Source organism: Thermosipho sp. 1070, from assembly GCF_001682135.1.
Classification (GTDB): Bacteria; Thermotogota; Thermotogae; order Thermotogales; family Fervidobacteriaceae; genus Thermosipho; species Thermosipho affectus.
Genome location: NZ_CP007121.1, coordinates 1,333,653 through 1,347,354 on the forward strand (window position 1 = coordinate 1,333,653; position 13,702 = coordinate 1,347,354).

The 13,702-nt window shown below is 31.2% G+C and carries 20 protein-coding genes; 16 read left to right on the forward strand and 4 right to left on the reverse strand.

The features are described from left to right. Positions 1–15 precede the first annotated feature (15 nt). On the reverse strand, positions 16–1,041 hold the full coding sequence (locus Y592_RS06740) for an HD-GYP domain-containing protein (RefSeq protein WP_075666230.1): 1,026 nt from the start codon (positions 1,039–1,041) through the stop codon (positions 16–18). A gap of 253 nt (positions 1,042–1,294) precedes the next feature. Here Y592_RS06740 and Y592_RS06745 point away from each other — a divergent pair, with 253 nt between their 5' ends. From Y592_RS06745 to Y592_RS06775, 7 genes are read left to right on the forward strand one after another with little or no spacing between them, the layout of a single operon-like run. Further along, entirely contained in the window at positions 1,295–1,705 is a 411-nt protein-coding gene (locus Y592_RS06745; protein ID WP_075666231.1) for a Fur family transcriptional regulator, read from the forward strand. 1 nt (position 1,706) lies between these two features. Further along, positions 1,707–2,345, forward strand: a complete 639-nt coding sequence (locus Y592_RS06750; protein WP_075666232.1) for a peroxiredoxin — start codon at positions 1,707–1,709, stop codon at positions 2,343–2,345. 19 nt (positions 2,346–2,364) lie between these two features. After that, the gene (rd, locus tag Y592_RS06755; RefSeq protein ID WP_075665548.1) at positions 2,365–2,526 is read left to right on the forward strand and encodes a rubredoxin; all 162 of its coding nucleotides are present in this window, start codon (positions 2,365–2,367) and stop codon (positions 2,524–2,526) included. A gap of 44 nt (positions 2,527–2,570) precedes the next feature. Further along, complete coding sequence (locus Y592_RS06760) at positions 2,571–3,728, forward strand: FprA family A-type flavoprotein (RefSeq protein WP_075666233.1); 1,158 nt, start codon at positions 2,571–2,573, stop codon at positions 3,726–3,728. Positions 3,729–3,743: 15 nt separating this feature from the next. After that, positions 3,744–4,253: a ferritin gene (locus Y592_RS06765; protein WP_075666234.1), complete on the forward strand. Its 510-nt coding sequence runs from the start codon at positions 3,744–3,746 to the stop codon at positions 4,251–4,253. Between the two features lie 4 nt (positions 4,254–4,257). Then, positions 4,258–4,443, forward strand: a complete 186-nt coding sequence (locus Y592_RS06770) for an HTH domain-containing protein (RefSeq protein WP_075666235.1) — start codon at positions 4,258–4,260, stop codon at positions 4,441–4,443. Further along, on the forward strand, positions 4,440–4,820 hold the full coding sequence (locus Y592_RS06775) for a desulfoferrodoxin (protein WP_075666236.1): 381 nt from the start codon (positions 4,440–4,442) through the stop codon (positions 4,818–4,820). The genes Y592_RS06770 and Y592_RS06775 overlap by 4 nt, the downstream gene beginning before the upstream one ends. Before the next feature lie 23 nt (positions 4,821–4,843). Here Y592_RS06775 and Y592_RS06780 read toward each other — a convergent pair whose 3' ends face one another. Then, on the reverse strand, positions 4,844–6,499 hold the full coding sequence (locus tag Y592_RS06780; RefSeq protein WP_075666237.1) for an HD domain-containing phosphohydrolase: 1,656 nt from the start codon (positions 6,497–6,499) through the stop codon (positions 4,844–4,846). 109 nt (positions 6,500–6,608) lie between these two features. Between Y592_RS06780 and Y592_RS06785 the strand changes: the two genes are divergently transcribed. The 4 genes from Y592_RS06785 (at position 6,609) to Y592_RS06795 (ending at position 10,089) form a co-directional block, all read left to right on the forward strand. Further along, complete coding sequence (locus Y592_RS06785; protein WP_075666238.1) at positions 6,609–6,971, forward strand: PadR family transcriptional regulator; 363 nt, start codon at positions 6,609–6,611, stop codon at positions 6,969–6,971. A 447-nt stretch (positions 6,972–7,418) separates the two neighbouring features. Continuing rightward, the gene (locus Y592_RS09105; protein ID WP_077287733.1) at positions 7,419–7,607 is read left to right on the forward strand and encodes a hypothetical protein; all 189 of its coding nucleotides are present in this window, start codon (positions 7,419–7,421) and stop codon (positions 7,605–7,607) included. Positions 7,608–7,739: 132 nt separating this feature from the next. Beyond that, entirely contained in the window at positions 7,740–8,294 is a 555-nt protein-coding gene (locus tag Y592_RS06790; RefSeq protein WP_075666239.1) for a thymidine kinase, read from the forward strand. Positions 8,295–8,298: 4 nt separating this feature from the next. Further along, positions 8,299–10,089, forward strand: a complete 1,791-nt coding sequence (locus Y592_RS06795; RefSeq protein ID WP_075666240.1) for a 5'-nucleotidase C-terminal domain-containing protein — start codon at positions 8,299–8,301, stop codon at positions 10,087–10,089. Positions 10,090–10,117: 28 nt separating this feature from the next. Here the strand turns inward: Y592_RS06795 and Y592_RS06800 are convergent, their stop codons facing one another. Then, positions 10,118–10,759, reverse strand: a complete 642-nt coding sequence (locus Y592_RS06800; protein ID WP_077287735.1) for a lactate utilization protein — start codon at positions 10,757–10,759, stop codon at positions 10,118–10,120. Between the two features lie 13 nt (positions 10,760–10,772). Beyond that, positions 10,773–11,396 carry a redox-sensing transcriptional repressor Rex gene (locus Y592_RS06805; RefSeq protein WP_075666242.1) on the reverse strand — a complete coding sequence of 208 codons (624 nt, stop codon included), beginning with the start codon at positions 11,394–11,396 and terminating at the stop codon, positions 10,773–10,775. A 299-nt stretch (positions 11,397–11,695) separates the two neighbouring features. Between Y592_RS06805 and Y592_RS06810 the strand changes: the two genes are divergently transcribed. The 5 genes from Y592_RS06810 to Y592_RS06830 are packed head-to-tail and all read left to right on the forward strand — an operon-like array spanning position 11,696 to position 13,701. Beyond that, positions 11,696–12,178: a Na+/H+ antiporter subunit E gene (locus tag Y592_RS06810; RefSeq protein ID WP_075666243.1), complete on the forward strand. Its 483-nt coding sequence runs from the start codon at positions 11,696–11,698 to the stop codon at positions 12,176–12,178. Further along, complete coding sequence (locus Y592_RS06815) at positions 12,175–12,432, forward strand: cation:proton antiporter (RefSeq protein ID WP_075666244.1); 258 nt, start codon at positions 12,175–12,177, stop codon at positions 12,430–12,432. The genes Y592_RS06810 and Y592_RS06815 overlap by 4 nt, the downstream gene beginning before the upstream one ends. Next, positions 12,429–12,749, forward strand: coding sequence for a monovalent cation/H(+) antiporter subunit G (gene mnhG / locus Y592_RS06820; protein WP_075666245.1), 321 nt, complete (start codon positions 12,429–12,431; stop codon positions 12,747–12,749). Before Y592_RS06815 ends, mnhG begins: the two co-directional genes overlap by 4 nt. Next, entirely contained in the window at positions 12,746–12,985 is a 240-nt protein-coding gene (locus Y592_RS06825) for a Na(+)/H(+) antiporter subunit B (protein ID WP_075666246.1), read from the forward strand. The genes mnhG and Y592_RS06825 overlap by 4 nt, the downstream gene beginning before the upstream one ends. Beyond that, positions 12,982–13,701: a Na(+)/H(+) antiporter subunit B gene (locus Y592_RS06830; RefSeq protein WP_075666247.1), complete on the forward strand. Its 720-nt coding sequence runs from the start codon at positions 12,982–12,984 to the stop codon at positions 13,699–13,701. The genes Y592_RS06825 and Y592_RS06830 overlap by 4 nt, the downstream gene beginning before the upstream one ends. The last annotated feature ends 1 nt before the right edge of the window (position 13,702 follow it).

Sequence of the window (13,702 nt, forward strand, 5' to 3'; positions counted from 1 at the left end):
GCCCAAATGGGCCCATTATGCAATATCTAAATTTTCTTCTTCTTTTAATACATCTAGAAAAGCTGAGACAACTTTTGGATCAAATTGTTTGTTTGAATTGTTTATTATTTCCTGCAAAGCAAATTCATATGTTAAGGCATCTCTATATGCTCTTTTACTAGTCATAGCATCCCAACTATCTGCAACACTGATTATCCTTGAAATAATTGGAATCATCTCGCCTTTTAACCTCCCTGGATAACCTGTTCCATCCCACTTTTCGTGATGATGATATACATAGGTTGCTATATTTTTAAGTGTTTCAGACGTTGATAAGAATTCAAAACCATATATAGGATGTTTTTTTATTATTTCATATTCTTCCATAGTAAGAGAGCCTTCTTTATTTAAAATACTATTTGGAATTGCTATTTTTCCTATATCGTGAACAAGACCTGTCCAATATGCATCTGAAATTTCCTGTGAAGATAAATTAAGTTTTTTTGCAATTTTTTGGGATAACTCTGCAACTCTAAGTGAATGACCTTGGGTATATCTGTCATAATATTCTAATATTTTTATCATAGAAAGCATAAGATCAATTTGGAATTTTCCATGTTTTTTAATTAGATTTTTAATTAGTTCAGATGAAGAGATTAAAGAAGAAATTATCTCAAGTTTTTCGGTTTTTGATTTAGAAATCTTAGACTTTGAATGAAGTATTAATCTTACTCCTAATGTATTGTCTATTGTAAAGTCTTTTACAAAGTAATCTTTGTAAAAAAATAATTTATCGTTGTATTCGATTTTTTGGCCAAAAGAAGATACTTCATTAAATTTATTTCCTTCTTTTACTAAAAAAATGCCCGAATCAATTTCGGGAAATTCTTTTGAAATAAACGATAACGCTTTTATTGGAAAATCATTGTTCTCATTTGTAAGTTGATTTGTAAAATCAAACACTACTTCTTTTAAGTTTATTTTTTTACTTTTAGCTAAATTAAATAAAAATAATGTTGTTATTAGCGAGTATATGGATAAAATTATTAGCAAAAACTCCAAAGTTTATCCCCCTTCCTACGTTAATTGTACTTTTAAAACTTCTTTTTACAACCTATTTTAGAAAAATATCTTGAAACAAATTAATCAAAGTTTTTTTACGTGTAATTTAAGGTATTTGTTCGATAGTCGAATAAAAGCGTTTTTTAGGCATTTGTGTTGTCTAGAATAAAAATTATAATAAAAAAATAAAAGATATTGACAATGTCTAAAAATAGATGTATAATAAAATTGGACATGATAAAGGAGGATTAGCATGGAGAGTTATGCGAAGATTTTAAAGCTTCACGATATAAGACCAACTATTCAGAGAATACAGATTTTAAAATTTATAATTGAAAGTAAAGTACATCCATCTGCTGATGAAATATACGAAGAGTTAAAGTCAAAGATACATGCTATTTCAAGGGCTACTGTTTATAACACCGTTAATTTGTTGAGTGAGAAAGGGGTAATAAAAGAGGTAATTACACCATCTGCGATAAGATATGATTATGAAATTGTTCCACATCATCATTTTTTCTGTTTGAAGTGTAAAAAAGTTTACGATGTATTTGGTGAATTACCAGAAATTCAAAAAGTGGATAGTATAGATGGGCATTTGGTAAAAAAAATCCAGTATTGTTTAGTTGGAATTTGTAAAAAATGTTTAAATGGAGGTGAGTAGTATGAGTTTACCACTTATTGGGGAGAAGGTTCCAGAGTTTGAGGCAGTTACTACGAAAGGAGTTATAAAGTTTCCAGATGATTTTAAGGGAAAATGGGTTGTGTTATTTAGTCATCCAGCGGATTTTACACCAGTTTGTACAACGGAATTTGTTGCGTTTCAGAAGAGATACGATGAATTTCAAAAGATAAACACGGAATTGGTTGGATTAAGCATTGATCAGGTATTTTCACATATAAAGTGGGTTGAGTGGATCAAAGAAAAACTTAATGTTGAAATTAAATTCCCAGTTATAGCAGATGATAGAGGGAAAATTGCAGAAATGCTTGGGATGATTCATCCAGCAAAAGGTACTAATACGGTAAGAGCTGTATTCATAATTGATCCAAAAGGAATTTTAAGAGCTATTCTTTATTATCCACAAGAACTTGGAAGGAACATGGATGAGATTTTGAGAATGGTAAAAGGGTTGCAAACAGTTGATGAGAATGGAGTTGCTTTGCCAGCAAATTGGCCTAACAATGAACTTGTCAATGATGAGGTAATTGTTCCACCTGCAAGTAGCGTAAAAGAAGCAGAACAAAGGTTAAAGGAATACGAATGCTACGACTGGTGGTTCTGTCATAAAAAGTTAAAATGATATTTTGGAGGGGGAAAACATGAAGAGATACGTATGTAGTGTATGTGGATATGTATATGATCCAGAAGTAGGGGATCCAGACAATGGGGTAGAGCCAGGGACACCATTTGAGAAATTGCCAGAAGATTGGGTATGTCCAGTATGTGGGGTAGGCAAAGACCAATTTGAAGTAGAAGAATAAGTGGGACATTATGTCCCACTTTTAATGAGAAGGGGAGGAATAAGATGGTTAAGAAGATAGGTGATGGGGTATACTATGTAGGAGCTATTGATTGGGATAGGGAATTATTTGACGAATTAATTCCTCTTCCAAATGGGACAACGTACAATGCATATATAGTAAAAGGGGAAAAGATAGCTTTAATAGATACCGTTGATCCTGCAAAGAAAGAAGAGTTTTACAACAATTTAGAGAAATTGGATATAAAGAATATAGATTATGTAATATCAAATCATGCGGAACAAGACCATTCAGGTTTGATAAAAGAAGTGGTGGAGAAGTATGGTGCGAAGGTAGTAACGAACAAGAAATGTGCAGAATTATTGCACACACACGTACATGTAAGTAAAGAAGATATAATAGAGGTAACAGATGGAGAAGAGCTAGATTTAGGGGGAAAGACGTTAAAATTTTACTTAACGCCGTGGGTACATTGGCCAGAGACGATGGTAACGTACTTAAAAGAAGAAAAGATATTGTTTAGTTGTGATTTATTTGGTTCACACTATGCAACAAGTGACATAGAACAAGAAGGAGACGATGTATTAATAGAGATGGCAAAGAGGTACTACGCAGAAATAATGATGCCGTTTAGAAACCACGTTATAAAGAACATAGAAAAGATAGAAAAGATAGAGATAGGAAAGATAGCGCCAAGTCATGGGCCGGTATATACAAAACCAGAAAAAATAATAAAAGAATACAAAAAATGGGCGGGTAACGAGACAAAAAAAGAAGTAATAATATTGTATGTATCGATGCATGAAAGTGTAAGAAAGATGGTGGAATACGTAATGGAAGGATTAATGGAAAAGGGAGTAAGAGTAAAATTACACAATGTAGTAAAAAGCGACATAGGAGAGATAGCGATAGATTTGGTAGAGGCATCGACAGTAGTAGTGGGGACGCCAATGGTATTGGGAGGTATGCACCCAAAGATAGCAGGAGTGGTATATTTAATGAATGCCTTAAGGCCAAAGACAAAATACATAGGGATATTGGGCTCCTATGGATGGGGAGGAAGGTTTATAGAAGAATTAAAAGGAATGATAAAGAATGTAAAGGCAGAAATAGTAGGTGAAGTGGTGGTAAAGGGACTTATAACAAAAGAAGAATATGAAAAATTAGATGAATTAATCGAAAATATTTCTAAACTTAACTAAAAAAGGGGGGGCATTATGTTAAACGAAAAAATGGTTCAGGCTTTGAATAATCAAGTAAATGAGGAATTTTATTCGGCGTATTTATACCTTTCCATGGCAGCATATTTTGAAAATATTGGATTAAAGGGGTTTGCAAATTGGATGAGGATTCAAGCAATGGAAGAAAGGGATCATGCTATGAAAATATTTGATTATCTTGCAAGACAGGGTGCAAAAATTAAATTGGTGACAATAAATGAGCCACCACAAGATTTTGGAGGTATAAAGGAAATTTTTGAAGAAGTTCTTAAACATGAACAACATATTACTTCTAAAATAAATGAATTGGTTGATTTAGCAGAAAGTTTGAAAGATAGGGCTACTTTTAATTTCTTGCAATGGTTTGTTGATGAGCAAGTAGAAGAGGAAGAAAATGCAAATGATATTCTAAGCCAATTAGAATTAATTGGTGATAATAAAAACGCACTTTTCATGCTTGACAAGGAACTTGCTCAAAGGGTTTACACACCAATTGTTGCGGAGTGATATTATGAACAAAGAGAAGATAATTGAAGTATTAAAATATGAAAGAAGACCTATGAAAACTGGAGAAATTGCCGAAAAATTAGGAGTAGATACCAAACTTGTAAGTAAATTAATTAAAGATTTGAAAAACGAAGGTAAGGTGGAAAGTCCAAAGAGGTGTTATTATTCAATTAAGGAGGGAGAATCATGACAAAAAGAGGGCAAATATACAAATGTGAAAAATGTGGAAATATTGTTGAAGTTTTACACGAGGGTGCTGGAACACTTGTTTGCTGTGGAGAACCAATGAAACTTTTAGAGGAGAAGACGGCAGATTCTACTCAAGAAAAACATGTTCCGTTTATTGAAGAAATTGAAGATGGTTATAAGGTTAGAGTTGGAGAAAATGCAATGCATCCTATGGAAGAAAAACACTATATAGAATGGATAGAACTAACAGTGGATGGAGTTGTTTACAAAAAATTTTTGAAACCTGGTGATAAACCTGAAGCAATTTTTGAGGTGAAGAAGGGAAGTAAGGTTTCAGCAAGAGAGTATTGTAATATACATGGACTTTGGAGAAAGTAACCCGGGGATAAACCCCGGGTTATTTAATTGTTCTCATTTAAATTATCCCATAATTCTTTGATTTCTCTTTCATATTTTTTGAAGAGCTCTAATATTTTTGGGTTAAAATCATCAGGTGATGTTCTCCCATCACCTTTTATTATTATTTCTAATGCTTTTTCGTGTGAAAGAGCAGCTTTATATGGTCGTTTAGAACGTAGTGCGTCATAGACATCTATTATGTTAACTATTTGTGCTTCTATTGGTATTTCATCTTCCTTTAAGCCATATGGATAACCCTTTCCGTTGTATTTTTCATGATGATATAGTGCAATTTTTTTTGCTGTCTCAAGTCTTGGATCGCCATTTAATATCTCTGCACCCCATATTGTGTGTTTCTTCATTATTTCCCATTCTTCTTTTGAAAGAGGGCCAGGTTTTGATAGTATTTTTGGGGGGACTTTTATTTTACCTATATCATGCAATGGTGAATAAAGGTAAACTTTTCTAACAAGGGTTTTTGGCAATTGCAATTTTTTTGCTAGAAATTCAGATAGTATTTGTACTCTTTTTATATGATTTCCTGTAGTTTCGTCAAATCCTTCTACTATGTTTGACATTTTTTCTATAAATAATTCATAGGTTGATTCAAGTTCACCAGAATATCTTTCAATTTCACTGTATGCATCAAGCAGTTCTTCGTTTGTTGATTTAAGTTCTTGAAAATTTGCTTCAATAATGGAAATCATATCTGCTACTTCATTGATTAGAAAATCTATTTCTTTTATATTTGATGAAATTTTTGAAGAGTTAAATGTTTGGTTTGTAAGATAATTTTTAGTTTCATTTACTAGGTTTTTAATAGGTGTTGCTATTGATTCTTTAAGTTCTCTTTCAATATTTTTATGGACGGTCTTTGCAAGTAAAAAGATGAGAAGTATACTAGATATAGAAGTAAAATAATATGGCAAAAGTTCTAAAAATAAATTTTTATAAATGACAAAATATACATCACCGCGAGCTTCTTTGGATACTATTAGATAATTTTTATAAATGTAATCACCCTTTTTTATGGCAAAATCAAATTTCTTTCCAATATTTTCTGGAGTTCCATAAAGAATTGTGTTGTCATTTTTTGAGATTAACAGTGCGTTTTTGCTTAAAGTTTTTAAAAATTTTGGATTTAAATCTATTCCAATTATACCTGAAATGTTTTTTCCTTCCACGTATTTTGAAACGGTAATTACAATTTCTTTTGTAATTTTGTCAACATAAGGTTCAGTAATTTGAACTTTATCTTTTTTATTTATTGCAGATACGAACCAAGGTCTGTTTTTTGGATTTTCATTTTCTATCGAAGAGTTATGTGGATATATAATAAGATTTTTCTGATCAGTTGAGAAGTATATATATGAAATTTCTTTTGAAAATTTTTTGTATATATTTTTTAAAGCATTTTCTAATTTCTTTTGATCATCTACAAGTTGTGGGTCAAGAGAAATAAATTGTAGAATGTTTTCAAGGTTAAAAAATAAGTTGTTCCATCTTTCTGTGGATCTTTCAAGCTGAATGAATGCTTCTATTGATATAGAACGAAATCCCAAAAAAACAAAGAATATTCCAGAGACTATTGCAATAACGATGAATGGAATGATGAGATGTTTGTTAATTTTTCTTTTAAAAAAGTCATTTAAATTCAAATTATCACCCCATTACTCTTTTACATTAGTATTTTAACATGATTTTGTGAATTTTATAAGTGAAAAGAATGGTATAATTAAAATAGTAAAAGTGTGCGGAGGTGAATTTGTGCCAAGAAGACTTGGAAGAAGAGGAAGAGGATTTGTGTTAGGTGATTTTTTAACGGCAAGTTTGCTTTTATTGTTGAAAGAGAAACCTTCTCATGGTTATGAACTTGTACAAAGACTTTTTGAATCTAAATTTTATAATTTCAGGCATGATCCAGGTGTCATATATAATATATTAAGGAAATTGGAAATAAATGGGTTTATAACATATGATTTAGAAGAAGGAGATGGTCCATTTAGAAAGGTGTATAAGATTACAAAAGAAGGAGAAAAGTATCTAATGTTGATTAAAAGTGAAATAGAGAGCCTGAGCGAACAATTGGAAAATTTTTTGGATGAATTTTACAAAATGGAAGAAAGTTAATCTATTAGAGTATAACTTTACTTAATGAAAACTTTAAAGGATAGATAATTAGACAAAAAATGAAAAAAACAAACGAGTTTTTAGGAAATTTTAATAATTAGGTGTTATACTATTGTTACCCAACTAGTAATAGGAAAGGTCAGGGAAAATGTACATATGAAGCATGCGGTATTAAAAGAAACTTATTTTTATCGATGTAGTTATATATGAAAAATATGTAAAAACAGTTGTTATTGTATTAGGAAATTTTTTTTATTTGAAAGTAGAAATGTTTATAATGTACAATTGGCGTTGGTATGGAATAGAACTATAATGAAATAAAAATTCTAAAGAAAACGAGTTTTTTAAAATATTAGCAAAGGGTGAAACAAGAAAAAGGCAATATTCAAGAAAGAGGAGACTTATTTTAATGAATTAAAGGAAAGTTGAAATATGATGTTAATATGATTGTTATTACTAGGAGTTTTAATTTGTTGTTTTATAAAAAATTCCGATGTGTTGAAAGAATTAGATAATTTTCAAAATAATAGTGGTGGTGCAAAGAAAAAGGCTTTAGAAATATTAAATGAAAAATTTATTAATGGAGAAATCACAGAAGAATATCTTAGAAAGAAAAAACTTGTCGAAAAAAATTGAAAATAAGATTTGTTATATATAGGAAAATGTATTATTAAAAAATTTCAATGTATTAAATCCCTTCTTTTTTTAAAGAAGGGATTTTGTTGTGATATAATATATCTAGAATTACATTGTTTTGGAGGGAATGAAATGCCTGGTAAGATAACAGTAATTACTGGACCTATGTATTCTGGTAAAACAACGGAACTTTTGTCCTTTGTTGAGATTTATAATATTGGGAGAAAAAAGACAAAGGTTTTTAAACCAGCTATTGATAATAGATATGGAGAAGATATAGTATCAACTCATACGGGTTTTAAAGTTAAAGCATTTAAAGTTGATAAGTCCAAAGAAATATACGAATATATTGATGAGACGGTAAGTGCAATTTTCATTGATGAGGTGCAGTTTTTTGATATTGAATTAATTGATCTTGTAAAAGATTTGGTTTTTAAAGGTATAGATGTTTATTGTGCAGGATTAGACATTTCTTATCTTGAAAATCCATTTGAAGTTACAGCAAAGCTTTTAGCTATTGCAGATGAGGTTATAAAGAAAAAAGCAGTGTGCGAGAAATGTGGAGAACATAGAGCCACATATTCATACAAAATAGTTCCAGATGGTGGAGAAATAGATATTGGTGGTAAGGAAAAATACATAGCAATTTGTAGAAAATGTTTGCATAAGTTAAAAAATGGGAGGTGATGGTGTGAGGAAGATTTTTGTTTTATTTTTGTTTGTTTTTATGGTTTTAAGTTTTTCAGTCCAGTTGGTTATTTTACATACCAGTGATTTGCATGGAAACATTTTACCAATTAGTTATGCTACAAACAAGCCTTCTGATGTGGGACTTGCAAAAATTGCAACTCTAGTAAAGCAAATGAGAAAGGAATGTGGGAATGTTATTTTGATCGATTCTGGAGATTTAATACAAGGTACTCCATTGGAATACTATCATGCAAGAATTGACAACAAACCTATTGATCCTATGATTTTAGTCATGAACAAATTGGGATACTCTGCATGGACATTGGGAAATCATGAATTTAACTATGGATTGGATATTTTGAACAAGGCGGTTTCAGAGGCACAATTTCCGGCATTGAGTGCAAATATATTAGATGAAAATGGAAATCCCGTGTTTAAGCCTTATCATATAGTTAATGTAGGTGGAATAAAAGTTGGAATTTTAGGTTTGACTACAAAATTTATCCCGAATTGGGAGGATCCAAAGAATATAAAAGGATTAAAATTTGAAGATCCTGTGAAAGTTGCAAAGAAGTATGTAAAAGAATTAAGGGATAAAGTGGATGTTATTGTCGTAGCATACCACGGAGGATTAGAAAGAGATCCAGAAACAGGAACCCCAACTGAGGAATTGACAGGTGAAAATCAAGGGTATCAACTTTTACAAGAAGTAAATGGGATTGATGTGTTATTGCTTGGACACCAACACAGAACAATTGCTGCAAAAATAAATGGTGTACCAGTATCAATGCCATCAAAATGGGGAAAATACCTTGGAAAGATTGTTTTAAATTTAGAAAAAGTTAATGGAAAGTGGAAGATTATTGATAGTTCTGTGGAAGAAATACCTGTAAAAGGCGTTGAAGCTGATAATGAAGTTGTTGCTATGGCAAAGCCATATGAAGAAAAAGTTCAAGCATGGCTCGATCAACCTGTAGGTTACGCTAAAGGAGATTTTTGGATTTATGATCCATTATTTGCAAGACTACAGGATAATAGTTTAATTGAATTCGTTAATAAAGTTCAAATGTACTACAGTAAGGCTAAAATTTCTTCGACAGCTTTGTTCAATAACGACATAAAAGGTTGGAAAAGTGGACCAATAACATTAAGGGATATAAATGCCGTATACATTTATCCTAATACATTAAAGGTTATAAAAGTTACAGGAAAAGATATAAAGGAAGCTTTGGAAAAAAGTGCGGATTATTTTGCTTTTAATAATTTTAAAGTTTCTGTTAATAAAACTTGGGTTGAGCCAAAACCAAGACATTACAACTATGATATGTGGGAAGGTATAAGTTATAAGATAGTGCTAAATAATCCTTCAGGAAATAGAATAATTGATTTAATGTTTGAAGGGAAACCTATCGAAATGGACAAAGAATATGAAATTGTGTTAAACAATTATAGAGCTGGTGGTGGCGGGGGATATACAATGTTTAAAGGAAAACCAGTTGTCAGAGAGGTAATGATGGAAGTATCAGAATTAATGGCAGATTACGTCCTTAATAGAAAAGAAATAAAAGCGACAACCGATAATAACTGGGAAGCAGTTGTTAAATTTGAATATATAGTAAAACCAGGTGACAATCTTTGGAATATTGCAAAGAGATTTGGAATTTCGATAAAAGATTTAATAAGATGGAATAATATTAAGAATCCTTCAATATTAAGAGTAGGAGAAAAATTACTATACTATAAAAACTATATCGAAACTTTGCCACCTATAAAGGAAGTTTCAGGTTTTTAAAATCCAAGGGGATTTCCCCTTGGATTTTTTATAAACCCAATTCTTCCAAAACAAGGATAACTTTAATCCTTCCAGGATGTCTGTGATCAGATTCTATGATTGTGTAGTAATTACATATTCTTTGAGCCGAGGCACAATTAATGCAATATCCTGTTTGTGTGCAAGGTGTATTTAAGTCTAGACGTTTGCTATTCATTGGGGATATGTATCTTATTCTTTCCCTTGCTTCTAACAGATTTGAGACAATTTTATTTACACTAGTTACCAAAATTACATTTTTTGGTCCGTATATTACAGCTGCTACTCTATTTCCATTTCCATCTAAAAGTGCTATTTCACCATTTTCAGTTATTGCATTTGCACTACAAATGTAATAATCTGCAAAAAAAGCTTTTCTTTCTAATTCGTATTTTTCTTCTTTTGATTTAGCACTATATCTGTCATAAAAAATGTAATTCCCATTTCTTAGTGCATCTAATAGTTTGATTTGATTTAACGTTAGAGAGCCACCTGTGGCAACAGAAGAATTTTCTGGAATAAGTTCCAATACTTTTTTGAGTGCTTCATTTGTATCTTTGACTATGTATGCATCGTGACCTTTTTTATTTAAATTATCTGCAACTTTTCTTGCAAGTGAAAAGTATTTCCAAAGATAAAGATCCCTTCTCATTACTTTCACCTTCTTATTTTAAACTTCTTTCAATTTTAAAAGATAGCGCTTTAAAAGATAAAGTAATATCCACATCTTCCACGTGAAGTTTTGTTCTTAATTTTATTGGTGCAAAATTTATTAATCCTTTTACACCTAATTCTTCGAGCTTTTCAACCACTAATTGAGCAGCATTTTCGGGAACGGCAATCACAGCAATTTCTACGATATTTTTTTTGAAAAATTCTTCGATTTCAGAAATGTGTTTGATTTGAAGTTTTCCAATCTTTTTTCCAACCTTTGATCTGTCAGCATCAAATATTCCAATTATATTGAATTTTTCTTTTTTTAAACCTTCATAACTTACAAGTGCACTTCCTATATTTCCTGCTCCTATTACAACTACATTCCAAATTTTATTAACACCTATTATTTTTTCAAGACTATTCATTAGTTCGTATGTGTTATATCCCACACCTCTTTTTCCAAACTCTCCAAAGTATGAAAGATCTTTCCTTACTTGACTTGATTTAATTCCTAGTCTTTCCGCAATGTCTTTTGATGCGACAAACTCAATGCCTTCTTCGTATAGCCTGTTTAAACATCTATAGTAAAGGCCTAGTCTTTTTACAACTGGTTTTGGTATTTTCTTTTCCATCTTTTTCCTCCTTTCAATTTTGTGAAGATAGTCACAATAAATTATACTATATTTTTCACAAATAATTCAAGGGGGGATTGATAGAAATAATACTGGAAATTTTCGTTTTGTTTGTTTTTTTGATATTTGGAAATATTGTTTAAAAATAAAAAAATTTATCTATATAGAATAATTTGAATCTATTTTTGTGATTTGAATAATTTCAATTTTATGTTAAAATACACTTAGAAAGTGGACATTATAACTCGGGATTTAATAACGAATTCAAATTTATTATTCTTTATAAAGGAGGGAACGTTATGAGCTTGTCAACCTTTTTTGTGACCTATTTCACATGGATATTACTAACAGGTTATAGTAATGTTTCAGAACTTATTGTCGGTTTTTTTGTATCGCTTGTTATTTCCATGATATTTAAAAAGTATTATGGAATAAAATTTGACAAGTTATTTTTAGTAAGATTTGTGAAATTTGTGTTAATATATCTTCCTGTTTTTATATGGGAGATGATAAAGGCGAATTTTGATGTAGCTGTACGTGTTTTAAATCCTAAACTTCCTATTAATCCCGGATTTGTTAAGCTTAACACGAATTTAACAAAAGATAGTTCAAAGTTTGCGCTTGCAAACTCTATAACTTTAACTCCAGGTACTTTAACATTAGATGTTAAAGAAGATGTCCTCTATGTTCATTGGATTGACGTTAAAACTACAGAAGAAGGAGAAAAGAAAAAATACATTTCGGAAAAATTTGAAAAAATTCTAAAGGGGGTATTTGAATGATTTTCTTACAATACATTTATTTTGTGCTTGTGGGTCTTGGAGCCTTATTATCTTTTTTAAGAATCTTATTTGGACCTACAAGTGCAGACAGAGTTGCCGCCCTTGATACTTTAAACGTAGTTTTAACTGGAACAATAGTTTTTTTGGCATTGATTTTTAACAATGGATTGTATCTTGACATAGCACTGGTTTATGGCTTGTTATCTTTTGTTGAAACTGTAGTTATTGCACGATATTTGGAGGGGAAAAAATGATTATAGTGGGATATATACTGATTGTAATTGGTGCGTTTTTTTATTTTTTGGGAGGACTTGGGATTTTTAGGATGCCTGATGTTTACAATAGGCTTCAAGCTGGTACCAAAGCTACTACTTTGGGTTCATTTTCTGTTGTATTAGGTGTGGGGCTTGTTGATATTGATTATTTACCAAAAGCTTTATTGATAATAGCATTTATTGCTTTGACTAACCCTGTCGGGAGTTCAGTTTTAGCTAGAGCAGCGTATTTGAAAGGGATTAAACCTACGGAAAAAACTATAGTTGATGAATACAAAGGTGGTGGAGAAGAATGACAATCATCACTATTTTTGTAGGGGTCTTGATGATTATATCAGGAATTTATGCAGTAGAGGCAAAAAAAATACTTGATTCTTTTATAGCACTTTCGCTTTTGAGCTTGTTGTCTGTGTTTTTGTTTGTAATTATGAAAGCTCCAGATGTTGCTATTACAGAAGCATCGGTGGGGGCCGGCTTGACAACAGCAGTATTAATTTTAGCTTTTAGAAGAATAGGTGGTGAGAAAAAATGAGAAGATTTTTTTCCGTTTTAATAGTATTAGGTTTGATTTTGTTCTTATCAAATTCTTTATCTATTCTTCCAAAATATGGACAGGCAAAAATTTCTAAAGTTTCGGATGCTTATATAAATAAAAGTGTGAATAGTGAAAAAAGAGAGGTTAAGTTTGGTGAAACTAAGGATTTGGAAGATGGTGCCGCAAATGTTGTAACTTCAATAGTGGTTGATTACAGATCTTTTGATACTTTAGGTGAAGTTACGGTGCTTTTCACTTCGGCATTAGGTGTGGGTTTTGTTTTACATGGGATTAGAAGAAAAAAATATGGAAGAATGCCCAATTTTGTTTTGAGGGTATCTGTGGGGATTTTATTACCACTAATACTTTTGTTTGGAACTTATGTATTTATTCACGGCCATCTTACACCTGGTGGAGGATTTCCAGGTGGAACGATAATAGCTGTGGGAATACTTTTATTGTATTTATCAAACGAAGAATTTTCTCTTTCAAAAACATCCAAATTTATCGAAGGCTTTGCGGGAAGTCTATACGTAATTTTGGGATTAATTGGATTGGCCGTAGGAGGAGTGTTTCTTGTTAATTTCCTTCCAACAGGAGTAATAGGTACTTTGTTTAGTGCTGGTATTATACCAATTGTATATATTTTAATTGGATTTAAGGTTGGAGCGGAATTATCTGGAGTAATTGCCGATATGTACAGGGAGGGATGAT

Coding starts and splice junctions, on each gene's coding strand:
- Y592_RS06745 (WP_075666231.1), top strand. CDS start 1,295: ATGGAGAGTTATGCGAAGATTTTAAAGCTTCACGATATAAGACCAACT.
- Y592_RS06750 (WP_075666232.1), top strand. CDS start 1,707: ATGAGTTTACCACTTATTGGGGAGAAGGTTCCAGAGTTTGAGGCAGTT.
- rd (WP_075665548.1), top strand. CDS start 2,365: ATGAAGAGATACGTATGTAGTGTATGTGGATATGTATATGATCCAGAA.
- Y592_RS06760 (WP_075666233.1), top strand. CDS start 2,571: ATGGTTAAGAAGATAGGTGATGGGGTATACTATGTAGGAGCTATTGAT.
- Y592_RS06765 (WP_075666234.1), top strand. CDS start 3,744: ATGTTAAACGAAAAAATGGTTCAGGCTTTGAATAATCAAGTAAATGAG.
- Y592_RS06770 (WP_075666235.1), top strand. CDS start 4,258: ATGAACAAAGAGAAGATAATTGAAGTATTAAAATATGAAAGAAGACCT.
- Y592_RS06775 (WP_075666236.1), top strand. CDS start 4,440: ATGACAAAAAGAGGGCAAATATACAAATGTGAAAAATGTGGAAATATT.
- Y592_RS06790 (WP_075666239.1), top strand. CDS start 7,740: ATGCCTGGTAAGATAACAGTAATTACTGGACCTATGTATTCTGGTAAA.
- Y592_RS06800 (WP_077287735.1), bottom strand. CDS start 10,759: ATGAGAAGGGATCTTTATCTTTGGAAATACTTTTCACTTGCAAGAAAA.
- Y592_RS06805 (WP_075666242.1), bottom strand. CDS start 11,396: ATGGAAAAGAAAATACCAAAACCAGTTGTAAAAAGACTAGGCCTTTAC.
- Y592_RS06810 (WP_075666243.1), top strand. CDS start 11,696: ATGAGCTTGTCAACCTTTTTTGTGACCTATTTCACATGGATATTACTA.
- Y592_RS06815 (WP_075666244.1), top strand. CDS start 12,175: ATGATTTTCTTACAATACATTTATTTTGTGCTTGTGGGTCTTGGAGCC.
- mnhG (WP_075666245.1), top strand. CDS start 12,429: ATGATTATAGTGGGATATATACTGATTGTAATTGGTGCGTTTTTTTAT.
- Y592_RS06825 (WP_075666246.1), top strand. CDS start 12,746: ATGACAATCATCACTATTTTTGTAGGGGTCTTGATGATTATATCAGGA.
- Y592_RS06830 (WP_075666247.1), top strand. CDS start 12,982: ATGAGAAGATTTTTTTCCGTTTTAATAGTATTAGGTTTGATTTTGTTC.